Origin of the sequence: Kribbella solani (assembly GCF_014205295.1) — a bacterium.
Classification (GTDB): domain Bacteria; phylum Actinomycetota; class Actinomycetes; order Propionibacteriales; family Kribbellaceae; genus Kribbella; species Kribbella solani.
The window spans coordinates 6,831,185-6,843,571 of record NZ_JACHNF010000001.1; the positions used below are offsets into that span (position 1 = coordinate 6,831,185).

At 69.5% G+C, this 12,387-nt stretch carries 13 protein-coding genes; 11 read left to right on the forward strand and 2 right to left on the reverse strand.

What is annotated here, in order from left to right; translation table 11 throughout:
* Position 1 precedes the first annotated feature (1 nt).
* From tsaB to HDA44_RS31625, 5 genes are read left to right on the forward strand one after another with little or no spacing between them, the layout of a single operon-like run.
* Complete coding sequence (gene tsaB / locus HDA44_RS31605) at positions 2–718, forward strand: tRNA (adenosine(37)-N6)-threonylcarbamoyltransferase complex dimerization subunit type 1 TsaB (RefSeq protein ID WP_184840699.1); 717 nt, start codon at positions 2–4, stop codon at positions 716–718.
* Positions 715–1,164 (forward strand): GNAT family N-acetyltransferase, encoded by a 450-nt coding sequence (locus tag HDA44_RS31610; protein WP_184840701.1) that lies wholly within the window; start codon positions 715–717, stop codon positions 1,162–1,164. The genes tsaB and HDA44_RS31610 overlap by 4 nt, the downstream gene beginning before the upstream one ends.
* Positions 1,161–2,222 (forward strand): tRNA (adenosine(37)-N6)-threonylcarbamoyltransferase complex transferase subunit TsaD, encoded by a 1,062-nt coding sequence (tsaD, locus tag HDA44_RS31615; RefSeq protein ID WP_184840703.1) that lies wholly within the window; start codon positions 1,161–1,163, stop codon positions 2,220–2,222. The genes HDA44_RS31610 and tsaD overlap by 4 nt, the downstream gene beginning before the upstream one ends.
* Positions 2,219–2,665 carry a GNAT family N-acetyltransferase gene (locus HDA44_RS31620; protein WP_184840705.1) on the forward strand — a complete coding sequence of 149 codons (447 nt, stop codon included), beginning with the start codon at positions 2,219–2,221 and terminating at the stop codon, positions 2,663–2,665. The genes tsaD and HDA44_RS31620 overlap by 4 nt, the downstream gene beginning before the upstream one ends.
* A 29-nt stretch (positions 2,666–2,694) precedes the next feature.
* Positions 2,695–3,456 (forward strand): alpha/beta fold hydrolase, encoded by a 762-nt coding sequence (locus HDA44_RS31625; RefSeq protein WP_184840707.1) that lies wholly within the window; start codon positions 2,695–2,697, stop codon positions 3,454–3,456.
* A 250-nt stretch (positions 3,457–3,706) separates the two neighbouring features.
* On the opposite strand, the gene HDA44_RS31630 is transcribed toward HDA44_RS31625, so the two are convergent.
* The gene (locus HDA44_RS31630; protein WP_184840710.1) at positions 3,707–4,861 is read right to left on the reverse strand and encodes a THUMP-like domain-containing protein; all 1,155 of its coding nucleotides are present in this window, start codon (positions 4,859–4,861) and stop codon (positions 3,707–3,709) included.
* 9 nt (positions 4,862–4,870) lie between these two features.
* A complete protein-coding gene (locus tag HDA44_RS31635) occupies positions 4,871–5,491 on the reverse strand; it encodes a peptidoglycan-binding domain-containing protein (RefSeq protein WP_184840712.1) in 621 nt (206 codons plus the stop codon).
* A 311-nt stretch (positions 5,492–5,802) separates the two neighbouring features.
* Here HDA44_RS31635 and groES point away from each other — a divergent pair, with 311 nt between their 5' ends.
* The 6 genes from groES (at position 5,803) to guaB (ending at position 12,366) form a co-directional block, all read left to right on the forward strand.
* Positions 5,803–6,099: a co-chaperone GroES gene (groES, locus tag HDA44_RS31640; protein WP_130384566.1), complete on the forward strand. Its 297-nt coding sequence runs from the start codon at positions 5,803–5,805 to the stop codon at positions 6,097–6,099.
* 152 nt (positions 6,100–6,251) lie between these two features.
* Positions 6,252–7,871, forward strand: a complete 1,620-nt coding sequence (gene groL, locus HDA44_RS31645; protein ID WP_184840714.1) for a chaperonin GroEL — start codon at positions 6,252–6,254, stop codon at positions 7,869–7,871.
* A 98-nt stretch (positions 7,872–7,969) separates the two neighbouring features.
* Positions 7,970–8,452 carry a GNAT family N-acetyltransferase gene (locus HDA44_RS31650; protein ID WP_184840716.1) on the forward strand — a complete coding sequence of 161 codons (483 nt, stop codon included), beginning with the start codon at positions 7,970–7,972 and terminating at the stop codon, positions 8,450–8,452.
* 121 nt (positions 8,453–8,573) lie between these two features.
* Positions 8,574–9,197: an RNA polymerase sigma factor ShbA gene (shbA, locus tag HDA44_RS31655; RefSeq protein WP_184840718.1), complete on the forward strand. Its 624-nt coding sequence runs from the start codon at positions 8,574–8,576 to the stop codon at positions 9,195–9,197.
* A complete protein-coding gene (locus tag HDA44_RS31660) occupies positions 9,190–10,719 on the forward strand; it encodes a hypothetical protein (protein ID WP_184840720.1) in 1,530 nt (509 codons plus the stop codon). Before shbA ends, HDA44_RS31660 begins: the two co-directional genes overlap by 8 nt.
* A gap of 135 nt (positions 10,720–10,854) precedes the next feature.
* A complete protein-coding gene (gene guaB, locus HDA44_RS31665) occupies positions 10,855–12,366 on the forward strand; it encodes an IMP dehydrogenase (protein ID WP_184840722.1) in 1,512 nt (503 codons plus the stop codon).
* Positions 12,367–12,387: the final 21 nt, after the last annotated feature.

Below are 12,387 nucleotides of genomic sequence, written 5' to 3' on the forward strand. Positions count from 1 at the left end.
CATGCTGCTTGCCTTTGACACGTCGAGTGCCGCCGTCACGGTCGCGCTGGCCACCCCGACCGGGGAGATCGTCGCCTCGTCGACGACCGTGGACGCGCTGCGCCACGGCGAGCTGCTCGCGCCCGCGATCGCGGCGGCGCTGGAGACCGCGGGCGTCACGCCGCGCGACCTGACCGGGATCGCGGTCGGCGTCGGCCCGGGTCCGTTCACCGGCTTGCGGGTCGGGCTGGTGACCGCGCGGACGATGGGCGAGGTGCTGGGGATCGAGGTCTCCGGTGTCTGCAGCCTGGACGTCCTCGCGCGGCAGTCGTCGCTGACGTCGCCGGTCGCGGTCGCGACCGACGCGCGGCGCAAGGAGATCTACTGGGCGCTGTACGACGGACCGGCCGCGGACGGCAGTCGCCGCCGGCTGGAAGGTCCCGCGGTGGACAAGCCGGCCGAGGTCGCGCACGTGCTGTCCGGCCTGCCGGTGATCGGCCGCGGCGCGGTGCTGTACGCCGATGCGCTCGGCGTGGCCGATGCCGACGTCACGGAGTACCCGTCGGCCGAGGTGCTGGCGACCGGCGTCGCGACCCGAACCCTAGAGGTGGTCCCGCCGGAGCCGCTGTATCTGCGCCGCCCGGACGTCACGATGTCCGGCGGGCCGAAGAGGGTGTCTCAGAACCCTGCACCTACTGCGGCGCAGGGTTCCGAGACCTCCTCTAAGAGCGTGCTGTGAGACCACGGATCCGTGCGGCGCGTACGGACGACCTTGCTGAGCTGGTCGCCCTGGACGCGGCGTGCTTCGGGTCGGCGGCGTGGAGCGAGGTCGCGTGGGCCGACGAGTTCGACCGGCTGTCCGAGGACCGGGTGGTTCTGGTCGCGGACGAGGGCGCGATCGCGGGGTACGTCGTACTGCTGGTTCCGCCGGTCGTGCTCGACGTGGTCGAGGTGCTGCGGATCGCGGTCGCCCCGGCGGAACGGCGGACCGGCGTCGGCGGGCAACTGCTGACGGTGGCACTGGATCGGTGTACGGGCCGGACCGTCCTGCTGGAAGTTGCTGCCGGCAACGAAGCGGCGATCGGGCTGTACCAGGGGTTCGGGTTTGTGGAGATCAGCCGGCGGAGCGGGTACTACGCCGGTGGCGAGGATGCGGTGATCATGCGGTGGCGGGAGGAATCATGAACGAAGGTCCCTTGATCCTGGGGATCGAGACGTCGTGCGACGAGACCGGTGTCGGTATCGTCCGCGGCCAGACGCTGCTCGCCGACGCGATCGCGTCCAGCGTCGAGGAACACGCCCGCTTCGGCGGGGTGGTACCGGAGGTGGCCAGCCGGGCGCACCTGGAGGCGATGGTGCCGACCATCCGCCGCGCCTGCGAGACGGCCGGGATCAAGCCGTCCGACGTGGACGCGGTCGCGGTCACCAGCGGACCCGGTCTGGCCGGCGCGCTGCTGGTCGGCGTCGCCGCCGCGAAGGGCCTGGCGTTGTCGCTGGACAAGCCGATCTACGGCGTGAACCACCTGGCGGCGCACGTCGCGGTGGACACGCTGGAGCACGGTGACCTGCCGAAGGGCTGCGTCGCGATGCTGGTGTCCGGCGGGCACTCCTCGCTGCTCGCGGTCCATGACATCACCGACATCACCGACGGCGTGGTCCCGATGGGGAACACGATCGACGACGCGGCCGGTGAGGCGTTCGACAAGGTGGCCCGGGTGCTCGGGCTGCCGTTTCCCGGCGGGCCGTACATCGACAAGGCGGCGCGCGACGGCGGCGACCGGTTGTACGTGAAGTTCCCGCGCGGGCTGACCTCGCCGCGGGACCTCGAGCGGCATCGGTTCGACTTCTCGTTCTCCGGTCTGAAGACGGCGGTCGCGCGCTGGGTCGAGGCGAAGCGGCGGGACGGCGAGGACGTACCGGTGAACCACGTCGCCGCGGCCTTCCAGGAGGCGGTCTGCGACGTGCTGACCCGGAAGGCGATCGACGCGTGCAAGGACCGTGGGTTCGAGCACCTGCTGATCGGTGGCGGCGTCGCGGCGAACTCGCGGCTGCGGGTAATGGCCGAGGAGCGCGCGGCGGCCGCGGGGATCGCGGTCCGGGTGCCGAGGCCGGGGTTGTGCACCGACAACGGCGCGATGGTGGCAGCGCTCGGATCGGAGCTGGTCCGGGCCGGGAAGGCGCCGTCGCCGCTGCACCTGCCGGCCGACTCGTCGATGCCGATCACGGAGGTGCTGAACAAGTGAGGTGGACCGGGCCGGACGGGTTCGAGGCCGATGACGACGTCGCGCGGGTCGATGTCGACGTGGTGCACGGGTTCTTGAGTACGTCGTACTGGGCGGCCGGGATTTCGCGGGACGTGGTGGAGCGGTCGATCGCCGGGTCGCTGAACCTCGGCGTGTACGCCGCGGATGGCGCGCTGGTCGCGTACGCGCGGATGGTGACGGACCGGACGACGTTCGCGTGGCTGGCCGACGTGTTCGTACTGGAATCGCATCGGGGGCACGGGCTCGGCAAGTTCGTCGTGTCGACGTTCTTGGAGCATCCGGAGTTGAAGGGGATTCGGCGGTTCATGCTGGCGACGGCGGACGCGCACGAGCTGTACCGCGCGTACGGCTTCACCGAGGAGGAGCCTGGCCGGCTGATGACGATCCGCCGCGACGCGTCGGAGTTGTACGGCCGGCAGTGAGTACACCGGGGGCGCGGCCGGCTGCGAGGGTGCCGGGGGTCGACCTGGTCCGGAACCCGCCCGGGGCTTCGGATCTGGTGCTGTTGGCGCATGGGGGTGAGGAGGAGTCGCTCGGGAATCCGCATTCGTGGCGGCCGGCGCTGCTCCGGATGTGGCCGTTCGCGGTGGCTGCACGGTCGGCGGCACCGGGGGCAGCGGTTGGCTTCATGCGCTACCGCTACCGCGGCTGGAACGCTACCGCAGCTGACCGGTTTGACCCGCCTCACCCGGCCGCCCGCGCGGTGGCTGATCCGGTGGTTGATCTTCGGGCTGTGTTGGATCAGCTGCCTTCGGTTGTGCGCCGGGTGCTTCTGATCGGGCATTCGATGGGTGGGCGGGCAGTGGTTGCCGCCGGTGATCACGCGCGGGTGGCTGGGGTGCTTGCGCTGGCGCCCTGGTTGCCGGTGGGGGAGCCGCTGGTTGGGCTGCGGGCGCCGGTGATGTTCGCGCATGGGGCGGATGACACGATCACCGATCCGGCGGCGACGATGGCGTACGCGGCGCGGGTGCGGGCGGCGGGCACACCCGTGCGCACGTACTTGCTGGCCGGCGAAGACCACGCGATGCTGCACCGCTCCGGCGACTGGAACCGCCTGGTAGCAGACTTCATCCGCTCAGCCCAGGACAGTCAAGAGCTGTCCGGCAGCCAGGAGTTGCCGGAAACCAACCGTGGTCTCCAGGCAGCAACTGTTGGAGAGATCGCACTGGCGCGGTTCCGCTTGCCAGTGCGGGAACGCTTCCGGGTGGGGTGAAAGCAGAGGCCTGGGGGTGGTGCGTACCGCTTGCTCCCCAGGTGAACGGTCAGCGGCCAACCGGTTCCGTCCTCCAGCCTGCCGAAGCCAGGTGAACGCCGGGCGTTGCCTGGATGACCGGTTAGTGGCGGGTCTCCGGGGAGCGCGGCAGCGGACGCAGCACCTCGCCCGCCGGCAAGTCACCCGGAGACCCGCACGCGAGTCGATCATATGTTCGAATACAACTCGAACGCAAGTCCCACGGTGAATTTCAGCCGGTGATCCGGCGGCACGAGTACGCGGTGGCGTCGCGGCCGATGCGGGTGATGATCAGGGTCGCGGACGCCTGACCTTTCGGGGCGAGCTTCTTGCGCAGCTGGGCCGGATCGAGATCGACACCGCGCTTCTTGATCTCCAAGGTGCCGATTCCCTGCGTACGGACCCACGTACGCAGGGCCTTCTCCTTGTACGGCAGCTCTTCGAGCACTTCGTACGCCGACGCGAGTGGGGTCCGGGTGTACTTGGCTGCTGTGACATAGGCGATGCGCGGGTCCAGTAGCCAGCCGTACACTGCCGCGGCAACCGCGGTGACCAGACCGGCGCGTACTACGGCACCGTCCGGTTCGTAGATGTACTGGCCGACTGGGCCGGCGTCAGCCTCCGGTGCGTCCGAGACAGTCACTTCGCCTGGCAGCAGGGTCGCGCGGCGCGGCTTGCCTCCGTACAGCGCACCGGACCAGAGCGCAGCCTCCTTCACCTCGCCGGAGTCGCTGATCCACTCGGCCTCTACGTCCGGTGGGATCGCATCGTGCGGAATGCCCGGTGCGACCTTCACGCAGGCTGTTCGCTGCAGTAGGCCGGTGACAAACGACCAGGGTGGCGAGTAGGCGTTGTGGTCGAACACCCGCCGTCCGTCTGCTCGCCGCGCTGGGTCCGCGAATACCACGTCGTACGGCGTGAGGTCTGTGGACTCCGCGTCGCCTACCAGTACCTGTCCGGTCAGTCCGAGGGCGGTGAGGTTGGCGCGGGCGGTGGCTGCTGTTTCCGGGTCGCGTTCAATGCCAGTGACCTGCAGTCCGGCGCGGGCGGCGCTGATCAGGTCGCCACCGATTCCACAGCCCAGATCGACCACGCTGGCTCCGGGGAGGGCGGCTGCGATGCGAGCAGCTCGGTGCGTACCCACGGTGGTTCTGGTGGCTTGTTCCAGGCCGTCCGGGGTGAAGTACATGCGGTCTGCGTCCGTACCGAACTTGGCGATCGCGCGGTGGCGCAGTGCGGCTTGGGTGACCGCGGTCGTGACCAGCGCAGCGTCGTACCGGCGTCGCAGCTTCTCCACCAGCTGCAGCTCGCCACCGGGCCGGTACTCGCTGCACGCGGCCGCCAGTACCTCGGCGCCTGGTCCGTCCAGCAGGGCAGTGACAGTCACCCGGCAACTCTAGAGGGGACTGGAACAGCTCCTGCTCCAAGTGCGGGTCCCCATCGAGTACAGCCGCCAGTTCATCGCCGACCGCGTCTTGGGACCGTAGATGCCATCCACGGTGAGGTTGTGGCGGCGCTGGACCGTCTTGATCGCCGCCCGGGTGTTGCTGCCGTAGATGCCGTCGACAGCCAGCTTGGTGCCGTAGCAGAAGTTCAGGTTGCGCTGCAGTACCCGGATGGCCGTGTCGGGGTCGCCGGAGCGGTTGGAGCCGCGATAGGGCTTGTCGCCGTACATCAGGTTGCAGTTGGTGCTCGCACTGTCCAGAAGCGTCGGCAAGGGGATGCCCCAGCTGCGGTTCACTGGTACGAGCCGAGCCGACCGGCACTGCGGTAGCGCGGCGGCCGCCTTCAGCTCGGCGGCGGTCGCGTCATGGGAGCCGGACTGGTCAGTGGCCTTGTTCGCTGTCTTGCCGGCTGCTTTGTCGGCTGCTTTCGGTGCGGCGGCGCCGGCCTGATTCGCGGCGCGGTGTTTCGACGCGTTCGCGGCGACCGCGCCGAGGCCGAGCGCGCCGACGGCGGCCAGCACCATCAACACCCGGCCGGACACCTTCGGCAACGCCGGAAGCTTGAACGCCATGGGCTCCTCCACACCGTTCCCGGAGACCGCTCCGGACGGACATTTCCAGCAGAACGGTCCCATGCCGGAGGGGTCCGCGCCCAGCGCCTGACCACATTCCGTACCCGTTCCGTGCCCGTTCGTACCCGCCCGGGCATCGGCTCGGCCGAGAAACCTTGGCACTCGAGTTGACCGAGTGCTAATCGCGGCCTAGATTCGGTGTTGGCACTCTCCCCCGGAGGGTGCCAGCGGTCCGGCCTCTGACCCCCGCGACGGCAGGGGAGCGCGACCACCTCGAAAAGACAAGCGAATTCGACCGTGGAGGTCAGCAAGTGTCGGTCACGATCAAGCCGCTCGAGGACCGTGTCCTCGTCGCGCCGCTCGAAGCCGAGCAGACCACGAAGTCCGGCCTGGTGATCCCGGACACCGCCAAGGAGAAGCCGCAGGAGGGCGAGATCCTCGCCGTCGGCCCGGGCCGGATCGACGACAACGGCAACCGCGTCCCGCTGGACGTCGCCGTCGGCGACAAGGTCATCTACTCCAAGTACGGCGGCACCGAGGTCAAGTACGACGGTCAGGACTACCTGATCCTGGGCGCCCGCGACATCCTCGCAGTCGTCAGCAAGTGACGAACCACCGCTGTTCCTGACCGACACCGCCCCGGAGCCCCAGGCGCCGGGGCGGAGTGGGTTCCGGCCGGCCGCTCCGGCGGCCCGGCCGGGGAACGGCGGCCGGCTCGTTGCCTGCACCGAAGACATTCAGAAAAGGACTGGTTCTCTTCATGCCGAAGATCCTCGAGTTCGACGAGAACGCGCGGCGCGCGCTGGAGCGCGGCGTCGACAAGCTCGCGAACACGGTCAAGGTGACGCTGGGGCCGAAGGGCCGCTACGTCGTCCTGGACAAGAAGTGGGGCGCCCCGACCATCACCAACGACGGTGTCACCGTCGCCCGTGAGGTCGAGCTGGACGACCCGTTCGAGAACCTTGGTGCGCAGCTCACCAAGGAGGTCGCCACCAAGACCAACGACATCGCCGGTGACGGCACCACCACCGCGACGGTGCTGGCGCAGGCGCTGGTGCACGAAGGCCTGCGGGCGGTTGCCGCGGGCGTCAACCCGATGGGCCTCAAGCGCGGTATCGAGGCGGCCGTCGAGGCCGTGTCGGCCAAGCTGGTCGAGACCGCCCGTCCGGTGGACGACAAGGGCGACATGGCCCACGTCGCCACCATCTCCGCCCGGGACGCCGAGATCGGCAGCCTGATCGCGGACGCGTTCGACAAGGTGGGCAAGGACGGTGTGATCACCGTCGAGGAGTCGAACACGTTCGGCACCGAGCTCGAGTTCACCGAGGGCATGCAGTTCGACAAGGGCTACATCTCGCCGTACTTCATCACCGACGCCGAGGCCGGCGAAGCGGTGCTGGAGGACCCGTACATCCTGATCCACCAGGGCAAGATCTCCGCGATCGCGGACCTGCTGCCGCTGCTGGAGAAGGTCGTGCAGTCCGGCAAGGCGCTGCTGATCATCGCCGAGGACGTCGAGGCCGAGGCGCTGTCCACCCTGGTGGTGAACAAGATCCGCGGCAACTTCACCTCCGTCGCCGTCAAGGCGCCGGGCTTCGGTGACCGCCGGAAGGCGATGCTGGAGGACCTGGCCGCGCTCACCGGCGCGCAGGTCGTGGCCCCGGAGGTCGGGCTGAAGCTCGACCAGGTCGGCCTCGAGGTGCTCGGTTCGGCCCGCCGGATCGTGGTCTCGAAGGACAACACCACCGTCGTCGAGGGCGCCGGCAAGGCCGACGACATCGACGGCCGGGTGAACCAGATCAAGGCCGAGATCGAGCGCACCGATTCCGACTGGGACCGGGAGAAGCTGCAGGAGCGGCTGGCCAAGCTGGCCGGTGGCGTCTGCGTGATCAAGGTCGGCGCGGCCACCGAGGTCGAGCTGAAGGAGAAGAAGCACCGGATCGAGGACGCGGTGTCCGCGACCCGGGCCGCGATCGAGGAGGGCATCGTCGCCGGCGGCGGCTCCGCGCTCGTGCACGCGGCCACCGTGCTGGACAGCGGTCTCGACCTGGCGGGCGACGAGCTCGCCGGCGTCCGGATCGTCCGCAAGTCGGTCGTCGAGCCGCTGCGCTGGATCGCCGAGAACGGTGGCTACGAGGGTTACGTCGTGACCTCGAAGGTCGCCGAGCTCGAGGTCGGGAGCGGCTTCAACGCGGCCACCGGCGAGTACGGTGACCTGCTGGCGCAGGGCGTCCTGGACCCGGTCAAGGTGACCCGGTCCGCGCTCGCCAACGCCGGTTCGATCGCCGCGCTGCTGCTCACCACCGAGACCCTGGTGGTCGACAAGCCCGAAGAAGAAGAGCCCGCCGCGGCCGGTCACGGCCACGGTCACGGTCACTGACCTTCAGGCAGCTAGTTCGACAGCACAGCACACACACAGCACCGCCCGGCAGGCAACTGCCGGGCGGTGCCGTGTTTTCGGGAACTAATGTGCGTCTGGTGACAGATTCTTTCCGCGAAGGCGGCGTACGGGTCCGGGAACGCCGTGACGAGGACCTCGACGTATGTGCCGAACTGCTCCGGGTGGTGCATGAACAAGCCGGGTACCCGATCAACTGGCCGGCTCATCCGCGCGGGTGGCTGACGCCCGCGAGCCGGCTCGGATGCTGGGTCGCGGAGCTCGACGGCCGGGTCGTCGGGCACGTTGTGCTGACGGCGGTGGGGGAGCGCGCCGAGGTGGAGCGGCTCTTCGTGGACCCGACGGTGACCCGGAAGGGGATCGGGCGCCGGTTGCTCGACCACTGCGTGACGGCCGCCGCCGGCTTCGGGCGGGAGCTGTCGCTCGAGGTGGTGGACAACCGCGGCGCCGCCGTACATCTCTACCGGCGCGCGGGGTGGACCGAAACCACCCGTACGCCGATCGACTGGGGCGGCGAACATGCGACAGAACTGATCCGTTTCAGCCCACCCGCGCGTACCTGACCCGTCAGTAGTGACGGATCGTGATCAAACGAGGGACTGGATCACGCCCAGCCACTAGGCAACAAGAGTTGAGCGCCGTACCATCTTTCAGGCTGACCGGTCTGACACGAGGGGGCGAGGGGTGACCGAGGTCCGAGTACCTGACACCCACGACCGGGTCGAGCTCAGGGATCTTGCCGCGCTGGCCGGCGACGGGGACCGTACAGCTCTCAACGACCTGCTCACCAGGGTGCGCGCTGTGGCGCACCGCTACGTACGGTCCCGGTTGTGGACCTATCCCGGCGGCGCCGACATGGTCGACGACGTCGCGCAAGAGGTATGTGTCGCGGTGTTCGGCGCGCTCAGCCGGTACCGGGACGAGGGGAGGCCTTTCGAGGCTTTCGTCTACGGCATCGCGGCCCGCAAGGTCGCCGATGCCCAGCGTGCGTTCGCGGTCGCCGACGTCTCGACGCCGGACCTGCCGGACGGCGCGGACGAGTCACCGACGCCGGAGGAGCGCGCGGTTCGGCAGTCCGAGGTCCAGCACATCATCGGCCTGCTGGACAAGCTGCCGGAAAAGCTGCGGGAGATCCTGCGCCTTCGCGTCGTCGCGGGGTTGTCAGCCGAGGAGACCGGCCGGGCACTGGGAATGACACCGGGGGCGGTGAGGGTCGCACAGCATCGGGCGTTGAACACGCTCAGGGGGTACGTGGGGCATGAAGCACAGCTGGAACGAGGAAGAGCAGGGGAGGGGCATCATGGCTGACCGTTTCGATCTGGACGCGATCGAGTCCGATGACGCGCTGCTCGATCTGCTCGCCGCCGGTGGGGAGTCCGCCCGCTCGGCGGGCGAGCGCGACCCGGCCGTCCAACTGCTGGCCGAGCTCCGGCTGGCGGTGGAGGTCGAGGACGAGCTCCCGGTGGAGACCATCGACGATCCGGAGAGCTTCCTGGCGCGGTGCGCCGCGCTCAACCCGATCACCGACCCGTTCGCCCGCAAGGTGGCGACCCGGGGGCTGGCGCTCGGGGTGGCCGCGGTGGCGGCGCTGTCGGTCTCCGGGGTGGCGGCCGCCGTCAACGGCGATCCGCTGTCGCCGTACGAGAAGGTGATCGAGAAGGTGGTCGACGCGGTCCGCCCGCAGACCAGCTTCCCGAAGGAACAGCTCGACGGCCTGCCGGTGCTGGACAAGACCAAGATCGTCAAGGTCGCCAAGGACTACCAGGACAAGGCCCGGGCCGGTCATCTGGACCAGAACGACGGCACCGGCAACCCGGGTACCGAGGACCCGAACGCGCGGGAGCTCCCGAACCCGCCGCAGGTCGTGGTCCCGCCGGAGAAGCCGCTCGCGGTGCTGGACAAGCCGACGATCGGGCCGCCGGTGCCGGCGAAGCCGGTCGGCGACAAGACCGGTGACCCGACGACCGACCCGGGCGGTGACCAGGGCGGCGGCGACCAGGGCACGGACCAGCCGACGAGCCCGCCGAGCACGCCGACGACCACGCCGCCGCCGAGCGAGCCGACGGAACCGACGACCACCACCACGCCGACTCCGACGCCGACCGACCCGACCACTACGACGACGCCGAGTACGCCGCCGAAGGGTGACACGGGCACCGGCGACGGCGGGAGCCCGACGGGTGCGCCCACCGGCGACCCGGGTACTGGCGAGGCTGGTAGCGGTGGTGACGCGGGCACGCCGTCCGCAGGCACTACGACGACTCCGACCGGCTCGGACACGACCGCCCCGAGTGGTGACACCACGGGCGGTACCGACACCACTGGTTCGGACACTACTGGCACCGGCGGTACGGACGGTACTGGCCTTCCGGCTACTGGTGGTGACGGGCAGAAGCCTGCTGGTGACGTCACTCAGGTCCCGACTGACCTGGCGAGTGTGGTGGGGGAGCTCGTCGGCAAGGCGATCGCGCCGGTGCTGCCGACCCCGACCGGTACGCCGACCACGCTGGAGAGCGCGCAGCGCTTCTTCGGCCCGGCCGACGCCGCCGTCAAGCCGCGGACCGTACACCACGAGACCGCCAAGTCCGCCAAGCACGACAAGGCGGCCAAGTCCAAGGCGGCCAAGTCCGGCAAGTCGGCCAAGGGGCACGGGAAGCACTCCAGCGGAAAGGTCAGTACCGGTTCGGTCCGGAAGGCCTATCCGAAGGGCAAGCACTCCACCGGCGAGTACCCGGAAGGCAAGCACGCGGCGATCGACCGTACGCACGGATCGACCGAGGACCTGGTGCTGCTGACCATCCTCGGCGTGATCAACAAGCCGACCGAGTAGACGTACTTCCGGCACCCGCCCGTCCCCGCGACCCGCGGTGGGCGGGCGGCGCCGTGGACGGCGGATTCGGGTGCTGGTGGCGGCGCGGATAGGATGGGGTTCCGTTCTCGCCGTGTAAAGGTGCTCGTTTTCCCCATGGACATCACACCCGCTGGAGTTCCCGACAAGTTCGCCGTCCTCGGCCTCACCTTCGACGACGTGCTGCTGCAGCCCAACGAGTCCGACGTCATCCCGTCCGAGGCGGTCACCCGGTCCCGGGTGAGCCGCAACGTGTGGGTGAACATCCCGCTGCTGTCCAGCGCGATGGACACCGTCACCGAGGCGCGGATGGCGATCGCGATGGCCCGCCAGGGCGGCCTCGGCGTGCTGCACCGCAACCTCGCGATCGAGGACCAGGCCCAGCAGGTCGACCTGGTCAAGCGCTCCGAGTCCGGCATGATCGCGCAGCCGATCACGATCGGTCCGGACGCCAGCATCGGCGAGGCCGACGCGCTCTGCGCCCAGTACCGGATCTCCGGGGTTCCGGTGGTGGACGACGCCGGGGTGCTGGTCGGCATCGTCACCAACCGTGACATGCGGTTCGAGAACGATCTGTCCCGCCCGGTCCGCGAGGTGATGACCCGGCAGCCGCTGATCACCGGCAAGCAGGGCATCGCCGCCGACGACGCGATGGCGCTGCTGAGCAAGCACAAGGTGGAGAAGCTGCCGCTGGTCGACGACGCCGGCAAGCTCACCGGGCTGATCACGCTGAAGGACTTCGTCAAGCGCGACAAGTTCCCGCTGTCGACCAAGGACGCCACCGGCCGGCTGATGGTCGGTGCCGCGATCGGCTTCTTCGGCGAGGCGTACAAGCGGGCCATGACGCTGGTCGAGGCCGGGGTCGACGTGCTCGTGGTGGACACCGCGCACGGTCACTCGAAGGCGCAGATCGAGATCATCCGCAAGCTCAAGGCCGACCCGGCGACCCGTGGCGTCGACGTCGTCGGCGGCAACGTCGGCACCCGGGTGGGCGCGCAGGCGCTGGTGGACGCGGGCGCGGACGGCGTCAAGGTCGGCGTCGGGCCGGGCTCGATCTGTACGACCCGGGTGGTTTCGGGCGTCGGCGTGCCGCAGGTGACCGCGATCTACGAGGCGTCGCTGGCGTGCAAGCCGGCCGGCGTACCGGTGATCGGCGACGGCGGCCTCCAGTACTCGGGTGACATCGCCAAGGCGATCGTCGCCGGCGCCGACACGGTGATGCTCGGTTCGCTGCTGGCCGGTTGCGAGGAGTCGCCGGGTGACCTGGTGTTCATCAACGGCAAGCAGTTCAAGGCGTACCGCGGGATGGGTTCGCTCGGAGCGATGTCGTCCGGCGGCCTGCGCAAGTCGTACTCGAAGGACCGCTACTTCCAGCACGACGGCGGTTCCGACGAGAAACTGATCGCCGAGGGCGTCGAGGGCCAGGTCCCGTACCGCGGCCCGCTCTCCGCCGTCGCCCACCAGCTGATCGGCGGCCTCCGCCAGTCGATGTGGTACACCGGCGCCCGCACCGTCCCCGAACTCCAGGAAAACGGCCGCTTCGTCCGCATCACCTCGGCCGGCCTCCAGGAATCCCACCCCCACGACATCCAAATGACCGTAGAAGCCCCGAACTACTCCGGCCGCTGACCGCCCGACCTGAAGGAATCA